The sequence below is a fragment of the Kiloniella antarctica genome (assembly GCF_042682825.1).
Taxonomy (GTDB): domain Bacteria; phylum Pseudomonadota; class Alphaproteobacteria; order Kiloniellales; family Kiloniellaceae; genus Kiloniella; species Kiloniella antarctica.
Map to the genome: position 1 here is coordinate 1,071,073 of NZ_JBHUII010000001.1, position 16,619 is coordinate 1,087,691.

Consider the following 16,619-nt stretch of genomic DNA (forward strand, 5'->3'; position numbering starts at 1 on the left):
CAGGTGCCCACCGGGGCGGGAAGATAAGGACGATTTTGATCAAGTTTTGGGATCAAATAAAGCCCTGGTTGGCCGAAAATTTATTAGGCGGGGCCACTAATAGCCCGAAGAACCAGTGGATGCAATGAGAGGGTACGCCATTTTTAAAATCTTGTCGTAGATTGAAAACATCCGGTTTCGTCTTTTAAGAGGATACACTGTTGATTTTTTGTTTCTGTTCAATCAGTTGTGTTTCTTCAACTGTTCCTTGATGTCCATTATACTCAGGTACGAGTTGACGCAGTAATTGAATCACCTCTTTACGGTTTCTCTCGTTAATTAGGTTCGCCAAATGATCTAAATTCTGGGACAGAAATTCAAGATTTGTAATTCTCGGTGCTGCTAATTTTAGGCTATTGTGGTGAGTGGGAACCATAGGTTCTGTCTCGTGGAAAAGCTCTTCGTAGAGTTTTTCTCCGGGCCGTAGACCAGTGTATTTTATTTTTATGTCTTTGTCGGGTTCAAAGCCGCCCAATCTGATAACTTGCCGCGCTAAATCAACGATCTTGACGGGATCTCCCATATCAAGAACGTATATTTTTCCGGCATCGTCACTTGCCATTTCGGCTCCGAGGGTCATGGTTTGTAAGACCAGTTCTACAGCCTCTTTGATCGTCATAAAATAGCGCGTAATGTCTGGATGTGTGACTGTTAAGGGGCCACCCGCTTTAAGCTGGCGTTGGAAGAGCGGGACAACAGATCCTGTTGATCCGAGAACGTTTCCAAAGCGTACGGTTACAAACCGTGTACTGTTTTCAGCTTTGCCCAAAAGATCTAAGGCCTGACAATAACTTTCGGCTAATCGTTTGGTCGCACCCATGATGTTGGGTGGGTTGATAGCTTTGTCCGTGGAAATAAGCACCATGGTTCTGACGCCAACTTTTCGGCAGGCATCGGCCGTATTTTTGGTGCCGATTGTATTGGTGTGAACTCCTTCAACAGGGTTCGCTTCGACCAAAGGAACATGTTTAAGCGCGGCAGCGTGAAAGACAAGTTCGGGTTTGTAGCGCTCAAAAACTTGATTGAGGCGAGCTCGATCTTTTACATCACCGAGAACTGCATCACGTTTTAAATCGGGATAGTTTTCGCTGATCTCTAAATCAATGGAATAGAGATTGAATTCGGAACTATCCAAAAGGACAAGATGGGTAGGTCCAAAAGATGCAATTTGACGTGCAAGCTCTGATCCGATTGATCCGCCACACCCAGTGATGATGACTTTGCGATTGGTGATAAGTTTTTTCATTGCCGGGCGATCCAGCTTTGCTTGTTGCCGGCCAAGCAGATCTTCGATTGCAATAGGCTTTACTTCAATCTCGTTACCTTCACTACTTTTGAATTCAGTAGGGTTGGGTAAACGCTCAATGCTAAGGCCGTTCTTCTCAGCAACCTGATTGATCAATTGCATACTATCGCGGTCAATAACCTTAGAGATAATAATGCGTTGTGGTGCTCTATTGTCAGAAGAGGTTGTTTTTAGAGCATCTTCGAGTTTATCTAAAGGACCCATAACAGGGACATCGTGAATGCGCCGCCCTGTTTCCACTCCGCTTGGATCTAATATGCCAACAATTTCATATGCATTTTCTGGGTCCCTGGAGATGTGCCGTAGAAAGGCTTCAGCAATATCATCAAACCCTATGAGAAAAACAGGTACCCGTAGATGACTGTTTTTTTCCATCAATCGCCGAAGGCCTTGATCCTTCCAGATACGGTAAATCATCCGAGGGCCACCGAGCAGGAAAATCAAGACAAACCAGTTGATGATTAAGGAACTACGGGGAACGTCTTCAAGCCTGTTCCAAAAAAACAATACGGGTAAAAACAATAACATTATCAAGGTGGAAGCTTTGATAATGTTTAACAAATCGTTCATCGAGGCGTAGCGCCAAATACCTTTGTAGAATCCAAGCATCCAAAAAGTCAGGGCACCAATGACTATAAACAACCCCCAAGCCGGCAGTAGGCTTCCTGCTGGAAGATGGACTGTTTCAGTTACGTCCATTCTAAGAGCAAGGGAAAACGCAAAAGAGGCCGCAACCATAATTAAATCATGGGCAAAGGCGATCATTGATTTGGTGCTGGACTTAACCAAAAACCTCATGCGTGTCATTTCCTTAGGTACGTCTTGTCAAAATTATTGGGTATATGCGTTCGCGCAATAAAATGTTTGAGCGCAACTAGGGCACAATAGGAGGTAAAATTGATATTTACCAGAAAGGATTTCTATTAAGTGGTGTTGGTTTTATGGGTGTTTTACGTTTTTTTTCTGAGACAGTACCGCCATTGTGGATGCCACAATTATCAGACTGGATCCAAGACTTGACCACGGATAAGTTTGGCTGAACAGGATCGTTATACAAATGAGGCAAAGATTACAGGCCAAGATAATAAGAGCCACTTTTTTGTGGCTTGCGCCATTTCGAACGGCTTTTTGATAGTAATGTTCTTTATGAGCCTGCCAGATTCTCTCTCTTCTTAATGCCCGTTTGACCAACGTCCATGTGGCATCGCAAAGATAATAGAGCGGCAATATAAAGGCTGCAGCCCACAATCCTTTTGTAATCAGCAACAGAAAGAACCAACCAAGAATATAACCAAGAGGAACCGAGCCAACATCGCCGAGAAAAATCGAGGAAGGCTCCCAATTCCATATTAAAAACCCGAGTGTAGTTGCGAGAACAATTAAGGGTAAATAATAATATTCCTGAGGCCAAGATAGAAGCAAAGCAAGGGCTATGAGGCCAACGGTAATCGATGCTGTTTCAATCCCGGTGATACCGTCGATACCATCCATAAAGTTATAGAGGTTGATAAACCAGACCCATGCCATGCCCAAAATTATAAGATCCACAGTTTGAGGGATAAATTCTGGAAAGAGCTTAATTGTGAGCCCGCCTTGGCTCAGTCCCCAAAAGCCGATAACAACAGCTACAAACTGAACGATCAATCGAACTTTAGCTGAGAGGTTCTTAAGATCATCGAGCCAGGATATCGCCATAAGGCCCAAGCTTCCGGCCATAATTTGCCATAACCCGGGAATTGACGTTGCTGAAGAGAGCCCGTAGCCAAGCCATCCCAAGAGTAGTACTGCCATCAAGGCAATTCCGCCTCCCCTTGGGGTGGGGATCGTGTGGCTGCTTCGTGCATTGGGGGTATCTAAGACACCTTTTTGTATCAAAATTTTGCGTAACAGGGCTGTTGCAATACAAGAAGATAAACCAAATATGGAAAATATTGTTAAGAGATGAATGAATTCTGTCATAGGTCCCATAGATTGGTTTGATTATTCTTGGCGGGTGGTTTTTTTGCCGTGACTCTTAACAACGACCAATTAATTACGGTGTCTTTGCTTAAAGTAATGCCAGAAAGCACTATTTGTTGGCAACGCCGGATTTCACCCGCCTTACCAAGGTAAACACTAGGTTCGAGAGCAACATGAGCATCTGTGCAGGTGAATTGCCACCCACCGCCTTTTTGAAGACGTAATAACACCGCTTCTCCATCCTTATTTGTCGAGGCTTGCACGTCTGAATGAAGATGAAAACGGATGGCAAATTCTTGGCGCGAATTGTGGTTTCCAATGGCATTTAGTGCAAACTGATCACAGCCTTCTATACCGGCGCCTTTGGCGAGAGCTGTGAGATGCCTTTGGTGAGTAATACCAAATCTTTCAGTATAACCATCATGGCTCATATCCAATGATATTTCACCACCATCTTCGTCTCGACGACAAGTGACATTTTGTGGTCGTTTTGCGAGCCCGCCAAAAGGGGTTAAATGTGCCGAATTAGTCTCTGCCAAGGTTGCTGTGGAGTGTGCCGCTGTGGCTCTTGGTACCCATTGCCATTGGGGATGATGGCGCTGAACACCACAATTGCTAATAAGACGTTCTCTACCAATAGACATTTCAAAACTGAGTGTACCCGCGTGAGCTGTGAGGTCATATCCAGGTGGTGGAGGCGCACCAGCGTCCACGATCAAGAGTATCCGTCCCGATTGTACGCGTTGAAAGCCACTTTGAGGTGCGGACATTAGCGGTTGTTTGCGGCCTTCGGCTCTTTGCAAGACCATATCAATTTGCCAGCCATGATCTTCGTTTGAATCATTGAACAGGCAGAGTCCACCATCAGCATGGAGGAAAAGCCTTAATACGGGTGACATTGATTCTATTGCCGAGATGATGGAGCCGGGTACGGCTTCACCGCCTGCATGAAGGGTGGCGCGGATATCAATAAGATGACGGAGAACTTCGAGATGTATGTGCGGACTGCGTTGGATATGGCCGCCATCAGGTAGGATCTGTTGCGATAATTCCTTAGATAGGAGATTCAGCGCGTGGTTGAGCCATTCTTTTCCTTCAGGAAGACAGACTCCCGCGTAAAGCAAACCTTTGATTGCTCTAATCAAGTTAACGCCAGCTAGGCCTGCGGGTAAACAGTGGGAGAGATACCGTGCCTGTTGTGCGAGGCTGTCGTGTAAACTTTGTCGGGTGTCTATATCGGCTGAGCTACCTATAAACTCATAGTGTCCAAGCCAATTAGAGAGACGGCAGCCCGTAGTGGCTGGTTCCCAAGACATTGCCCGCCATCTGCTGTTATCTTCAATCCATCGCTTTACCATTTCTCTTGCTGTTCGACGTGCGTGGTCGCCTGCCGAGGAACGTAAAGAGCGAAGCCAGCTAAAAGAATGATATTCCTTAAGCCAGTCTGATTGCGCGCCGAGAGGTGCCCAAAGAGGGGCGGGGTTCGTTATGGTTTGCCCAGCGAGTTCTATTTTCCCGTTCAAAATGTCACGCCCCTTGGCTGGATCCCCAAGCCAAGGGTCAGTGGGCGTGTAATTCAAGTTTGGGACGGATTTCCCTTGTAATAACCATCTATAGAGCGGACTGGAATAGAGAGGGTATTTGAGTTTAAAGCTTAACCTCTCCAGGGCAGTGTGTAAGGGTAGCCTGAAAAATGAGGCCAAGCGTTCAGGCAAACTGGTTTTACCGCGTAGCCAGCGACCTACCGTTTTATTTGTATCTGTTGAGTGGGTTTGGCTTCGCCCTTCCATGCGTTATACGCTCTTACAGACCCTTCATTCTTTTAATGTTGTCGGCATAGTTTTCAGGTCCACCTTTAAAAGTTGCGGTACCTGCAACTAGGACGTCAGCTCCTGCAGAAATTGCTTTTGGTGCCGTTTCAAAGTTAATGCCACCATCAACTTGAAGGTCGATATCTCGGCCTGTTGCATCAATTTTTTTACGTAATGATGCTATTTTGTTTAAAGAATCTGGAATGAAGGACTGACCGCCAAAACCAGGGTTAACTGACATGACCAGTAGAAGATCAAGGTCTTCAATTACATGATCCACAATATCAACCGGAGTTCCAGGGTTAAGCGCAAGTCCGGCTTTCACCCCCAGAGACTTGATCAATTGTATTGTCCTGTGAAAGTGGGGGCCGGCTTCAGGGTGGATGGTAATAATGTCAGCCCCTGCATCAACAAAAGCTTCGATGTAAAGATCGACAGGAGAGATCATGAGGTGGACATCAAAGGGTTTTGCCGTAGCAGGGCGAACAGCTTTGGTAATTGAAGGCCCAAAAGAAATGTTGGGTACAAAATGCCCGTCCATTATATCCACATGGATGTAATCTGCCCCGGCTTGATCAAGGCGCTGGATTTCCAAGCCCAATTGTGAAAAATCGGCGGCGAGTATAGAGGGGGCGATACGCGTTTTCTTTTGCATTTATCCGGTTCGTTCTTGTTCTGGGGCAAAGAGCCCTATTACCAGTAGGAATAAGAATAACTTTCGTACCAGTATAGACTCTTCTTCGCAAGGTTTTGCCGGATAAAGACAAGAGGTTGAAGGGCCTTAATTCTGTGTCATAACTTGCTCGTAAAGAGCCCTATCTGTTGCACTTTCTGAACCTATTAGAAGTATTTTGGAAGTTTCGTCAAAGTCAAAATAGTTTCTTAGTTTGGGGTTTATAGCGATTACCAAAGCCGCGGCAAGACCAGCAACAGCGGACTCTCCACCTTCAATTGAGGGGTCGTTACCAAGCGGTTTCGCCAATAATCGCATTGCTGGTGCAACAATATCATCTGAAATTTTGATAAAATCAGAAGTTTCTTCCCGTAAGATTTCCCAAGCAATTGGAGAGGGTTCACCGCATGATAATCCAGCCATTATTGTTTCTTCAAAAATATGTACAGATTTCATTTCGTCGCTTTGAGCGCTTTCAAACAGACAGGCGGCATGATTCGGTTCGACAATAATGACACGTGGGGCAACTTGTCCCCAATGTTGGCGCAGTGCAGAACAAACGGAGGCAGCCAGACCGCCGACCCCACCTTGAAGAAAGACATGGGTTGGAGGCGATTCCATCTGTTGGGCGATTTCGTCGGTCATGACGCCGTACCCGGCCATAACATCTAAGGGAGGGTCTCTATAACCTTCCCACGAGGTATCCGAGACAACAAACCAACCGTTTATTTCAGCCTCTTTTCGTGCCAAGTGAACAGAGGCATCGTAATCGCCATCAATACGGATAACATTTGCACCAAGATGACGCATTGCTTCTGCACGTCCTTCACTAACGGCTTCGTGGATGTAAATATTACAAGCAGCTCCAAATCTCTGTGCGCCCCAAGCCAGGGAACGTCCATGATTGCCATCGGTGGCAGACACGAGGGTAATTTCTTTGGCCAGTGATACATAGCGGCCGTTTCGAATATCAGCTAAGTCAACTTGGTTACCGATTTTCCTTGATAGTTCGTGTTGGAGAACTTTGGCGGCTGCATAAGCACCGCCGAGAGCTTTAAATGACCCCAATCCAAACCGCGGTCCCTCGTCCTTGTAGAGGATGTCCCCTAGATTGAGTTTTGTCGCGAGAGCCTTTAAATGATGTAGCGGTGTTGCTGCATAGCCGTCCCAAGCGGTTATTTCTGCGATCGCTGATGCAAAAGACTCGCGTGTGATAATGTCTTCTTTGGCGGTCCCGCTGTGTCGCTGGTAGGGAATATGTACTAGTTCGGTAGATTCAAAAGCTCTTAACATTTTATTATGTCCTGCTTGGGAAGGCGTTCGGATACCAGAGACGCCCAATAAGATGCCCCGGTTGTTAGTATTTCATCGTTAAAATCATAATCTGATGCGTGAAGAGGCTTGCCGTTTAAGCCTTCAGTGCCATTGCCGATTAATATAAAACAACCAGGTTTGGCCTGGGAAAATAGTGCAAAATCTTCTGAAAAGGACATGGGTGATCTGTTGCCGTCAACTTGATCAGAAAGGCCCTTTGCTACCGTGATTGATGCCGCGGTTTGTTCTGGTGAATTTATGGTTTCGATAAACTCGGTTTGAAAGGAAAAATGGATCTCCACTTCGTGTGAGTGTGCAATGCCATCAAGGATACGTTGCATCAAAGATTTTATTTGTGTGCGGTCTTCGGGTGTGCGTGCTCTCACGTCGCCTTTAAGTAAGGCATTACCCGGAAGAACGTTACGCCGTCCATCTGTTGTGAATTCTGTAACTGAGACGACACAACCGCTGCTAGGATCTAATTTACGGGCAACAATGTGTTGCAGGGCCTGAACGATTTCTGAACCAACAAGGATTGCATCGACCCCTTTTTGTGGCATTGCTGAGTGCCCGCCACGTGCCTGAATATTAATTTCAAAGAGACTCTCGCTAGAACAAATCGTTCCTTCTCGGGTTGAGAAACTGTTTCTGGGTGCCCCAGGAAGGTTGTGCATGCCGTATATCTCATCGATGGGAAATTTTGTGAAAAGATCATCTTTAAGCATTGCCTTTGCACCGAGGCCATTCTCTTCACTGGGTTGGAAAATAAAGACGACTGTGCCCTCAAAATTGAGATTATTTGACAGATAGCATGCGGCACCAAGGAGCATAGCGGTATGGCCATCATGGCCACAGGCATGCATCACACCGTTATTTTGAGATGGATAGTCGTGGGGGCTGGTTTCTTGTATGGGAAGTGCGTCCATGTCTGCCCGCAAACCAATAGCTCGATTACTGTCACCACTTTTGAGAATACCCACGACCCCGGTGACGCCAATTTTTTCATAAACCTCCAAGCCATAGGATCGAAGTTCTGAGGCTACGATCTTAGCGGTTCTCTGTTCGTCAAATCCAAGTTCAGGATGGCGGTGAAGATCCTGACGGATATCGGTCATTTTACTTTTTAGAGCGCTAAGAGCTCGTGGGATAACAATAGCCATAATCAGAACCTTTATTTTATATGTTGGAAGAGTATCATAAGTATTGTCTGAAAATAATTGAATATTGTTATCTTTCAGATAAAATTAGGTTCAATTTCAATAAACTGTTCTGATTGAGATCGTTATGGATACATTTGATTATAAAATTTTAGCACAGGTTCAAACTGATAGCCGTATGACAGCCGAGCGTATTAGCGAAGGCGTAGGACTTTCACCGGCAGCAGTTCAAAAGCGTTTGAAGCGCTTGAGAGACAGTGGAGTTATTCGTGCTGAAGTCGCGTTACTCGACCCTAGGAAACTAGGCCATCCCATGACGGTAATTACAGAAGTGAGTCTGGAGCGCGAAAACTTGAACGTTCTTGATGCATTTAAACGTAGGATGCGACAGGCAGAAGAGGTGCAGCAATGTTATTACACAACAGGCGAAGCCGATTTTATTATTATATTGCTCGTAAGAGATATTCAGCATTATGAGAAATTTACGAGAGAGTATTTTTTTGGAAATTCTGAAATTAGTAAGTTTAAAACCAATATTGTAATGGACCAAGTAAAAGTGGGGTTAAAGATTCCTATACATGGTTGAATTTTAAGATGTAGAATGAATTTTTAATGTATACTCTATAAAATACATAATGATTTTTTAATGCTACACATTTACTGATTTAATAAATATATTAATTATATAATGTTTTCAATATGTTAATCGTAGTTGTTGGGGTTTTGTGATTAATTGCCCTAAAAATCTTTAAGTTCTTTTTAAGAATTTGTGCATATCATAGTATGCAGATCGATAATTATCTGGATAGCACCCGAACTTATAAAAAATAAAGTTATCTAGATTTAAGGGGCAATAGGAGGATTCATAGAGTTATGAGTATTTCAAAGATATTTGGTATGAGAATATCAAAAAAACTTCCCATTCTATTCGTTATAATTTCAGCCTTATCTGTCGTTTCTGTAGGTGTGTTTAGTGTTATAAATACATCGGCAAGTTTAATGCATCTCGAAGAGCAAAAACTATTAGCTTTGGCTGGATCCCGACAAACTTCGTTGAATAGCTATTTAAAATCTATTGAAGAAGATTTAGTGGTTTCAGCTGCAAATGGATATGTACAGAATGGGATGTTAAATCTCACTCTTGGATTTCAAGATGAGAAACGATTACATAAGGATCCACTAAAATCTCTACATGGAATTTATATAAATGACAAAACTGCGGAAGGAACGAACCCGCAAGGGAGCCCCGAAAAAATAGGTGAAAAACACCTTTATAACGGACCTGCGACTGAGGATGTCTATCACACAGAGCATCGACGCTTTCATCCTTGGTTCCGTCAAATGCTGCTTGCGCGTGGTTATTACGATATATTTTTGGTCGATGCAGAAGGCAATGTTGTCTATACCGTGTTTAAAGAGCTGGATTATGCGACCAACCTGATTAACGGTAAGTATAAGGATACCGGCCTTGCAGAAGCCTTCAAAGCGGCTCTCGCTACAAAAAAAGCAGGTAGCTTGAGCTTTGTTGATTTCGCTCCTTATTCACCAAGTTCTGGTGCACCCGCAAGCTTCATGTCTACGCCTATTGTTTCTGATAATGGTTTTTTAGGCGTTCTTATTTTCCAAATGCCGATTGATAGAATAAATGGCGTATTACAGCAAGAAACCGGTATGGGTGAAACTGGCGAGACTTATATCGTTGGTAAAGATTATTTGATGCGGAGTGATTCTCGGTTTTCAAAAGAATCAACAATTTTAAGTACCGAAGTTAAAACTGAAACGGTGCGTCTGGCTCTTGAGGGAAAAGCAGGTATTGCTGTTGTTCCAGACTATCGTGGTATTAATGTCCTATCAGCTTATCAACCACTTGATTTTTTGGGTGTACGTTGGGCCTTGATGGCAGAAATCGACGAAGAAGAGGTCTTAACTCCTTCCTTTGAAGCTGCAATCTATATTCTTATTATTGGCCTGAGTGTGTTGGTTCTTGTTGCAATGTTGGGTTGGTATTTTGCACGGTCGATTGTGAAGCCTTTGCAAAAATCTACTTCTGAAATGCTGATGTTGGCTGAAGGTGATAAGACATTTGAAATCTCTGGTTTGACCTTAACAGACGAAATTGGTGATATTGCTTCTGCATTACAAACCTTTAAAGAGAATGCCATTGCGCAAGACGAGATGGCGGCCAAAGAAATGGAAATGGTTACTCAACGTGAAGAGCGGACCAAACGGATAGAAGATTTGGTAGCGCGGTTTGAAACAGATAGTAATGAGATCCTGTCACTTGTGGGTGCCGCGGCATCTCAGATGAAAAATACATCAAGTGAGATGTCAACTGTTGCCCAAGATACAGCTGTTCGGTCAAACACCGTGGCGGCGGCGGCAGAAGAGGCGTCAGTCAATGTTCAAACTGTGGCAGCTGCAGCCGAAGAATTGAGTTGTTCCATTGAGGAAATCAACCGTCAGGTTGGTGAATCTAGCGTGATTGCCAGTGATGCGGTTTCTAAAGCTGATGCCAATATAGCGACAATCAAAGGCCTTGAAGAAGCTTCTAATCGGATTGGGGAAGTTGTCGGATTGATTTCAGATATTGCTGAGCAGACAAATCTTCTTGCATTGAATGCAACCATTGAAGCGGCCCGTGCTGGGGAGGCTGGTAAGGGATTTGCTGTGGTGGCGAGTGAAGTAAAAAACCTTGCGAATCAAACAGCAAAAGCCACCGAGGAGATCAGTGGTCAAGTTGGTGAGATGCAAGGTGTGACTCGGACGGCTGTTGACGCAATTGAGGCGATTGGTAAGACCATCGAATCAATGAACGAAATTTCCGTTTCAATTTCTTCTGCGATTGAAGAGCAGGGGGCTGCCACTCAGGAAATCTCTCGTAACGTACAAGAGGCTTCAGCGGGGACTGCGGAAGTTACCTCGAATATGCAAGGGGTAAGTGAAGCGTCAACGCAAACTGGAAACTCTTCACAGCAAGTTTTAACCGCGTCTAATGATCTGGCTGTTCAAGCCGAAGAGATGCGCAAGAGTGTAGACGCCTTTATCCAAGGCATCCGTGCAGCTTAACCGGTTGGCCCTAAATAAACGGGGCTAAGGAAAATCAAAGGTTAGGCAAGTTTACGAAGGCGGCAGGCGTAAAACCCGTCCATGCCGCCTTCGTCGTGTCTGTGACACGGCAGACAGCGAAGATCTCCATCGCTTGTTAACAGTTCTGGTAGCCATTCTGCTTCCCCGAGCTCACTACTTTGTACAGGGATACGTTCGAATTTATCAGCATTATTTGCCAAAAATTTCTCTATTTGCAGTTGGCCTTCTTCTGGCTCCAGCGAGCAGGTAGCGTAGACCAGTGTGCCGCCGACGGTAATCATATCAGCGCAGTTATTAAGCAGCTCAGCCTGAAGATCGGCAAGGGCTTCGATATCTTCAGGACGTTTGATACGACCAAGTTCGGGATGTTTGCGGAGAGTTCCGGTTGCAGAACAAGGCGCATCGAGCAACAGGGCATCAAATTTTTCTTCTGGCTGCCAGCTCCGCGCATCTGCGGTGATTACTTCTGCCTTTAACTGAAGGCGTTCAAGATTTTCATGGACACGCTTCATGCGTTTGTTTGAAGAATCCACGGCGGTGACTGTGGCACCTGCAGAGATCAATTCGGCTGTTTTCCCGCCAGGGGCGGCACAAATATCTCCAACGCGTTTACCCACAACCGAACCAAGTAAGAGGGCAGGGAGGCTGGCAGCAAAGTCCTGTACCCACCACTGACCTTCATCATAACCTTCAAGGAATACAGGATCTCCAGTACCGGGAGATAGGCGGATGGAATTTCCAGAAGTGATCGTTCCTTCTAGTCGCTGGGACCAATCCGCGGGGTTATCTTTAACAGTAATATCTAAGGGTGCTTCTGCCAAATGGCTTAAAGCAATCGCACGGGCAGTTTCTTCGCCATAGGTACTGACCCATTTGTTCCAGAGCCATCGGGGCAGATTGTCGTAACCTTCATCCATGGCTGCAAGCATTTCCTGACCTTCGCGAGAAAGGCGGCGGAGCACAGCGTTCATCAAGGGCTTGTTGCCGCTGATGCGGGGGCCACTTGCTAAATCTAAACTGGTACTGACGGCTGCGTGGGGAGGTGTGTCGAGATAGAGAAGCTGCACGGCTCCGAGTCGAATGATATCGCGCACGTCGGCCATTTTAGAAGGAAGCTTGCGCTTCATACAGGCATTAATCGCCTTATCGATTTGACCCAGACGGCGCATAAGCGTTGAAATCAACAACCGGGCAAAAGCTCGATCCCGCCGCTCCATACTTTCAAAATCAGCCTGATGATTGCTCAGGGCTTCATCAAGGGTTTGTTGCTCCCGCATGATGTTTTTTAAAAGTGCCAGAACCAATTTTCGTGGATTGGCTGGGCGACGGTTGCCAGACCCTTTACCAGATTTGGTGTTTCGGGGTGTAGCTTTATCTGAGTTGGTGCGATTTTCTGTCATGGCGAAGGGTTTACCACGTCTGAGGATGGAGAAAATAGCAAAATTTGCGTAGGTGGTATGTTTGACGATAAAAAATACAAAAATAATGTTCTGCAATATCGAGAAAACGGTGTTTTTAATAGAAACATTGGTAGATCAAATTGAAGATGAAAAATTACAAGGATAATTCTGCCGACAAGGGTTGGCATCAAGGTGGGGAAATGCCATATCAATAATTATGACTCGATCTTTTACAACGCATACACCGAAACAGAAAAATCGTAAAAACCACTTTCCTGCCCCGGGTGAAGCGGTTTCAGGTGTTAAGCGGAAGAAAGTTACGCCACAAGATCTTGATAACGCAATGGAAGTAAGACTTCAGCGTGAAAAAGAGCTTATGGAAGGCTTAGAGAAGAAAAAAGAGATCGGCGGTCCAGGTGGTCCAGAGCCAACACGTTATGGCGACTGGGAACGGAAGGGCATATGTGTTGATTTCTAAGCTGTCTGTTAGTGTATTGGTTTCCGGTGTCGACTTTGTTGACCTGATTTCGGAGTAACGTAAAGTAATGGAGCTTCTCGCACCTTATCGTCGCCGTATTGATGATCTTGATGATCAGATTATGGAACTCTTCTCTCAACGCTTCGAAGTTATCCGTGAAGTTGCAGATCTTAAAAGCAAACACGGTATTCCTGCCATATTAAAAGATCGTGTTGATGAAGTCCGCGAGAGAAATGCAGATACCGGAGTAGAGAAAGGCTTGGATCGGGAATTTATCCGTAAACTTTATACCCTTATTATAGATGAAGCCTGCGATCTGGAAGATCGCTTGATGGATAATAAATAATAAGTCCGCATTAATGTTTAGTCTATTTTCTTAACTCGGTCGGGTTCTCAGTCCAAAGCGTTTCAGCGGACGTAAATTTACGAAAGCCACGCCCATAACTGTCATGACCATTCCGAGCAACGCGATGGAATGGAAGGTTTCATCATATAAATACCAAGCCATAATTGCGGCAGTTGGTGGGACAAGGAAAAACAGACTAGAAACTTTGGAAGCAGCGCCTTTTCGAATAAGAAGATAAAGCAGGCTAATGGCGCCTACAGACAATACAATAACAAGCCAGGCCATCGCAAAGATCATTTCTCCTGTCCAATTGATCACCATAGTTTCTGTGAAATAGGCGAGAATCCCTGTTGGAATAGCTGCGGCAGTATATTGGATCACCGCTCCGGTCCGTAAATCCATTTCGCCACAGAAACGTTTTTGATAAATGGTACCGATGGAAATACCTAAAAGAGCTACTACAGCAATCCCGACGCCCAAACTGGTGCCAAGGCCGTCTTGTAACTTTGACCATACAACAAGAATAACCCCGCTGACACCAAGTATCAGACCAAGCCATTGTCGGATAGAGACATGCTCTTTTAATAAAATTCCTGCAACAAAAGCCACTAATATAGGCTGAATACCAACAATAAGGGCTGCAACGCCTGCTTCCAGGCCGCGTTCAATGGCGGCAAAGACTCCGCCGAGATATGTTGCATGTAACAGAATTCCTGCAACAGCGATATGAAGGGTTTGAGGGATGGACTTTGGCCATCTGGCGCGCCAAATTATTGAAATAACCAGTAAGAGACCAACGGCGATTAAGAAGCGTACGGTTAGAAGCGTCATGGTCTCAGCGTAAGGTAAAGCCATCTTGGCAAAAACGAACCCTGTACTCCAAAGCAAAACAAAGGCACCTGGTGCGAAAAGAGCGAGTAATTTAGATGTATCTTCGCTTTGCTCTGACATTATTGACTTCTCAAGTTATGTTCTGGGTTATGATCTATAGCTTTGAGTGTTCGTAAGTTAAGGGGACAAAGGTTTAATAAGCGATCATCTCCTAATTTTTCATAACAGGAACCTGATCAAAATACAGCAAAGATATTGTTAGGGTTCAATTTGCCTCGGTGTAATTGATGATTCGTATGTTGCTTTTACTGATTGTCTGAGAGTGAATAATTGGTACTACTAAATAAATAAAACTTATTATTACGAAGTACCATTTAAAGGTGGTCATGATTACGCGAACAACAAATACACCTCTTCTCGAGATTGACTTGAACAGACACGAGGCTCAGCCTCTGCAACGGCAACTGTTTGGTCAGATCAGAGACCTTGTGCTCAAGGGCCGCCTCCAACCCGGAGAACGTTTGCCGTCGACAAGGTATTTGGCAAAAGAACTCAAGTGTTCTCGTAACACGGTTCTTGGAGCATTTGATCAGCTCCTTGCCGAAGGGTATTTAGAAGGCATGACAGGTTCTGGAACCTATATCTCGAAAGAGTTGCCAGATGATATGGGTTCTTTTCCTAAAGATGTTCACAAAAAGGAAATCAACAAGGAGCAGCAGAAAGGCCCAGGCTTTTCAAAACGTGGTCGGGAGTTGGCCGAAATGGAAAAGCGGGTTCATCGAAACGCGCCAACCTTTGCGCCGGGAATGACGGATGTTACTGCTTTCCCCTTTCCTCTTTGGGCACGATCCTTGGCGAGAACATGGCGGTATCCAAAACAGGATATTCTGCGCAATCCCGACCCTTGTGGTTATATTCCTCTTCGCAAATCTATTGCTGATCATTTAAGAACTTCAAGAGGGCTTGATTGTAGCTGGCGTCAGGTGATGATTACCTCTGGTGCGCAACAGGCTGTTGACTTGATGGCACGGCTTTTATTGGATGCAGGAGATGTCGCTTGGTTTGAAGAGCCGGGCTACCCTGGATTGCGTGGTCCGTTACATTCGGCAGGCGTAAAAATGGTGCCCGTCCCTGTGGACTTAGAAGGCTTATCTGTATCAGAAGGTCGGCGCATGGCTGAAAAGGCACGCATGGCAGTGGTTTCGCCTTCGCATCAATATCCTCTGGGGGCCGTGATGTCCTTACGTCGACGTTTGGAGTTATTGGATTGGGCTGAAGAAAACAACGCCTGGATTCTCGAAGATGATTATGAAAGTGAATTTCGTTTCTCAGGAAAGCCTCTGACATCGTTACAAGGGCTTGAAGCAGAGCGCCATAGAGGAAGTAAACAACCCTCCAGAGTCGTTTATCTCGGATCATTTTCCAAAGTGCTGTTTCATGTCCTCCGTCTGGGTTACCTGGTGGTGCCGGAAGACTTAATTGAGGCGGTTTCTTCTGCGCGTACGCTGATGGATGAAAGGTCCTCTCTTTTGGCGCAACCTGCCTTGGCTGACTTTATGGCAGAAGGGCATTTTTCTTCTCATATTCGCCGTATGAGGCGTATCTATGGTGTGAGGCAACAAATTTTGGTGGAGTGTATTTGTCGATTTCTCTCTAAATATCTCAGAGTTACCCCTGACGATGCCGGGTTACATATCATTGCTTACTTAACTGATTATGCCAAAGCGAGGGTAACTGATCGTCGGATTGTCGAGCTTGCTGATGCTGTTGGAATCTCTGCATCCCCATTATCACTATTTTATAGCGATCCAAAACAAGCTCAACAGGGTTTGCTGATGGGGTTTGGTGCATGTGATCGGGAACAGATTGAAGAGGGGTGTATGAAACTTGCAAAAGTCTTTGATAGAGCCACAAAGCAGTAGATTCTCGAAATGATTTGGCTAAATCCGATTAGGAACAGACCTTAACGCTGTTTGATATAGGCTATGGTATTGTCTTTGAAATAATGTCGAGTAGGGAGATGATCAATGTCAATTGCGGCAGGAGGCTGTTTATGCGGTGAAATCAGATATGGCGTTCTGTGTACCCCTTCTCGTGTTACAGTATGCCATTGTAAAATTTGCCAAAGAGTGACGGGGAATGAATCCCAAGAGTATTGTTAATTTGGTTTAGGGGGGGCGCAAAAAATATTTCTTTAGAGGCATATCAACATTCAGAG

14 protein-coding genes are annotated in these 16,619 nt (G+C 45.1%); 6 read left to right on the plus strand and 8 right to left on the minus strand.

Annotation, left to right across the window (positions count from 1 at the left end; translation table 11 throughout):
- Positions 1-184: 184 nt before the first annotated feature.
- From ACFSKO_RS05085 to ACFSKO_RS05110, 6 genes are all read right to left on the minus strand, one after another.
- On the minus strand, positions 185-2,143 hold the full coding sequence (locus ACFSKO_RS05085; protein ID WP_380249064.1) for a polysaccharide biosynthesis protein: 1,959 nt from the start codon (positions 2,141-2,143) through the stop codon (positions 185-187).
- Between the two features lie 141 nt (positions 2,144-2,284).
- Entirely contained in the window at positions 2,285-3,304 is a 1,020-nt protein-coding gene (locus ACFSKO_RS05090; RefSeq protein ID WP_380249066.1) for an MraY family glycosyltransferase, read from the minus strand.
- Positions 3,301-5,094 (minus strand): heparinase II/III family protein, encoded by a 1,794-nt coding sequence (locus ACFSKO_RS05095; RefSeq protein WP_380249068.1) that lies wholly within the window; start codon positions 5,092-5,094, stop codon positions 3,301-3,303. Before ACFSKO_RS05095 ends, ACFSKO_RS05090 begins: the two co-directional genes overlap by 4 nt.
- A gap of 13 nt (positions 5,095-5,107) precedes the next feature.
- Positions 5,108-5,770, minus strand: coding sequence for a ribulose-phosphate 3-epimerase (gene rpe / locus ACFSKO_RS05100; RefSeq protein WP_380249070.1), 663 nt, complete (start codon positions 5,768-5,770; stop codon positions 5,108-5,110).
- Positions 5,771-5,896: 126 nt separating this feature from the next.
- Positions 5,897-7,081 carry a diaminopropionate ammonia-lyase gene (locus ACFSKO_RS05105; protein ID WP_380249072.1) on the minus strand — a complete coding sequence of 395 codons (1,185 nt, stop codon included), beginning with the start codon at positions 7,079-7,081 and terminating at the stop codon, positions 5,897-5,899.
- Positions 7,075-8,262, minus strand: coding sequence for a M20 aminoacylase family protein (locus ACFSKO_RS05110; RefSeq protein ID WP_380249074.1), 1,188 nt, complete (start codon positions 8,260-8,262; stop codon positions 7,075-7,077). Before ACFSKO_RS05110 ends, ACFSKO_RS05105 begins: the two co-directional genes overlap by 7 nt.
- 124 nt (positions 8,263-8,386) lie before the next feature.
- Here ACFSKO_RS05110 and ACFSKO_RS05115 point away from each other — a divergent pair, with 124 nt between their 5' ends.
- Both ACFSKO_RS05115 and ACFSKO_RS05120 read left to right on the plus strand, forming a co-directional pair.
- Positions 8,387-8,845 (plus strand): Lrp/AsnC family transcriptional regulator, encoded by a 459-nt coding sequence (locus ACFSKO_RS05115; RefSeq protein ID WP_380249076.1) that lies wholly within the window; start codon positions 8,387-8,389, stop codon positions 8,843-8,845.
- Positions 8,846-9,132: 287 nt separating this feature from the next.
- Positions 9,133-11,325, plus strand: a complete 2,193-nt coding sequence (locus ACFSKO_RS05120; protein WP_380249078.1) for a methyl-accepting chemotaxis protein — start codon at positions 9,133-9,135, stop codon at positions 11,323-11,325.
- A gap of 41 nt (positions 11,326-11,366) precedes the next feature.
- On the opposite strand, the gene ACFSKO_RS05125 is transcribed toward ACFSKO_RS05120, so the two are convergent.
- Positions 11,367-12,746 carry an RsmB/NOP family class I SAM-dependent RNA methyltransferase gene (locus tag ACFSKO_RS05125; protein ID WP_380249080.1) on the minus strand — a complete coding sequence of 460 codons (1,380 nt, stop codon included), beginning with the start codon at positions 12,744-12,746 and terminating at the stop codon, positions 11,367-11,369.
- Positions 12,747-12,963: 217 nt separating this feature from the next.
- On the opposite strand from ACFSKO_RS05125, the gene ACFSKO_RS21060 reads away from it, so the two are divergent.
- Both ACFSKO_RS21060 and ACFSKO_RS05135 read left to right on the plus strand, forming a co-directional pair.
- A complete protein-coding gene (locus ACFSKO_RS21060; RefSeq protein WP_417457201.1) occupies positions 12,964-13,224 on the plus strand; it encodes a DUF1674 domain-containing protein in 261 nt (86 codons plus the stop codon).
- A gap of 67 nt (positions 13,225-13,291) precedes the next feature.
- The gene (locus ACFSKO_RS05135; RefSeq protein ID WP_380249082.1) at positions 13,292-13,570 is read left to right on the plus strand and encodes a chorismate mutase; all 279 of its coding nucleotides are present in this window, start codon (positions 13,292-13,294) and stop codon (positions 13,568-13,570) included.
- Positions 13,571-13,600: 30 nt separating this feature from the next.
- On the opposite strand, the gene ACFSKO_RS05140 is transcribed toward ACFSKO_RS05135, so the two are convergent.
- Positions 13,601-14,521, minus strand: a complete 921-nt coding sequence (locus ACFSKO_RS05140) for a DMT family transporter (protein WP_380249084.1) — start codon at positions 14,519-14,521, stop codon at positions 13,601-13,603.
- A gap of 266 nt (positions 14,522-14,787) precedes the next feature.
- Between ACFSKO_RS05140 and pdxR the strand changes: the two genes are divergently transcribed.
- On the plus strand, positions 14,788-16,323 hold the full coding sequence (gene pdxR / locus ACFSKO_RS05145; protein WP_380249086.1) for a MocR-like pyridoxine biosynthesis transcription factor PdxR: 1,536 nt from the start codon (positions 14,788-14,790) through the stop codon (positions 16,321-16,323).
- Between the two features lie 105 nt (positions 16,324-16,428).
- Positions 16,429-16,563 carry a GFA family protein gene (locus tag ACFSKO_RS21065; protein WP_465262309.1) on the plus strand — a complete coding sequence of 45 codons (135 nt, stop codon included), beginning with the start codon at positions 16,429-16,431 and terminating at the stop codon, positions 16,561-16,563.
- Positions 16,564-16,619: the final 56 nt, after the last annotated feature.